This is a genomic window from Niallia sp. 03133, from assembly GCF_052663225.1.
The window spans coordinates 1-1,631 of sequence record NZ_JBQTCY010000030.1 but is presented as its reverse complement, the minus strand read 5'-3'; the positions used below and the strand labels follow the sequence as shown (position 1 = coordinate 1,631).

Sequence of the window (1,631 nt, the reverse complement as noted above, 5' to 3'; positions counted from 1 at the left end):
TTTGCATCCAATAACACTCCAATCACAATTGATATAGCTATTATAATATAACTTCCCTGACAGTTAACGTCAGGGAAGTTATCATACTTGATGAAATTTTATTAATTCCGACAGAACTTCAATAAGTCTTTTCTTAAGACTTGTTGGCTCAATAACTTTAATAGATTTATTGTACGGTAAAAGTAAATAAGGTACATATGTATGTATCATATCTTTTTCAAGAAGAAAAACTGCTTGATTTGAAGTCCGTTCTTGTAAATAATGTCCTAAAAACCAATGTTGGCAAATATCAGCCAATACACTTTTATCCCCATTAATAACCAAAGAAATAATCCCTTCCTTATCTTCTATAGTTGGAAGAAGACTTTTTATAAAAAAGTCACGTGCTGAAAAATTTTCTGGCCGGTTAAACTTATTTTCGGTTAGCATTAGACTTTCAATTCGATCTACTCTAAAACTACGGATATCATTCCTAAGATGACAAAATCCAATCACATACCACTTATTATTCCAATAGATAATTCTGTACGGATCGACCAATCTATAATTTAATTGCTTTTCGCCACTTTTATGGTAAAGAATTTTTACTGAGTACCCGTCAGCTACTGCCTGCTCCAACTCCTTCAAAAAAGGTTCCATAGAGAGTGAACTTAATCGACTTATTACTTCAAGACTAGTTAAATGTTGGTTTATCTTTGTTTCCTGCTCTTGATTTGAGTATTTACTTAGTTTTGAAATGGCCCTATTTAGTGCTTCACCTCCATAATATCCGGCTTCTTCTGCAAAAACAGCAGCGTGAAATAGTGAAGTTTGCTCCTCAAAATCAAAAAAAAGAGGAGCCTCAATAAAATTGTTCAATAAAGTGTATCCACCGTTATGTCCTGGTTCTGAAATTATAGGTACGCCACTTGTTGAAATTGTATCAATATAACGATACACAGTCCTTATATTCATCTCTAACTTTTCTGAAATTTGTTTTGCAGTAATTTTTTCACCTGAACGAAGCATCCATAGAATTGCTAACATATTGTCAATTTTAGGCATATAATTCCACCTCTATATGAAATTTATTTTCTATTATATATTTCCGATTTTTGGTATAACTCATCAACTGTTCCTTTCCGATAGCTTTCTATATAATGAGGCCCTAGACACATTTGTAATTTCACAAATTTGATTTACAGTCATATCTCCCTCTTTATAAAGCTTTACTGCATAATTCATTCCTGCATGATTTTTATGGTACTTCTTTAACCGACCTTTAAACTTTCCTTCTTTCTTAGCCAGTTCAATTCCTTCACGCTGCCGCATACGGATAAGATCACGTTCTAATTGGTTTACACCCGCCATAACCGTAATTAAGAATTGGCTGTAGGGATTATCTTCTGATAAATCTAGCCATGTATCTTTTAAGGATTTTAAATTTGCCTTTTTACTCCGTATGTTATCGATTAATTCAAATAAATCTTGTGTACTACGAGTAATCCGAGTTAAGTCCGTAACATAAATGATGTCACCTTCTTGTATATCCTCTAACATTTTTTGAAGTTGCTCACGATCTTTTGTTGCTCCGGAAACTTTTTCTTCAAAAATAATATCCATTCCGATTTCGTTCAGTTGCTGAAATTGCC

Annotated in this window: 2 protein-coding genes; both read right to left on the bottom strand. The window is 33.0% G+C overall.

Going from position 1 to position 1,631, the window contains the following annotated elements; all coding sequences use genetic code 11:
• Positions 1 to 81: 81 nt before the first annotated feature.
• A complete protein-coding gene (locus tag ACTYBU_RS22345) occupies positions 82 to 1,044 on the bottom strand; it encodes a helix-turn-helix transcriptional regulator (RefSeq protein ID WP_445493248.1) in 963 nt (320 codons plus the stop codon).
• A 63-nt stretch (positions 1,045 to 1,107) separates the two neighbouring features.
• A partial coding sequence (locus ACTYBU_RS22340; RefSeq protein WP_445493247.1) for a recombinase family protein occupies positions 1,108 to 1,631 on the bottom strand: 524 nt, incomplete at its 5' end.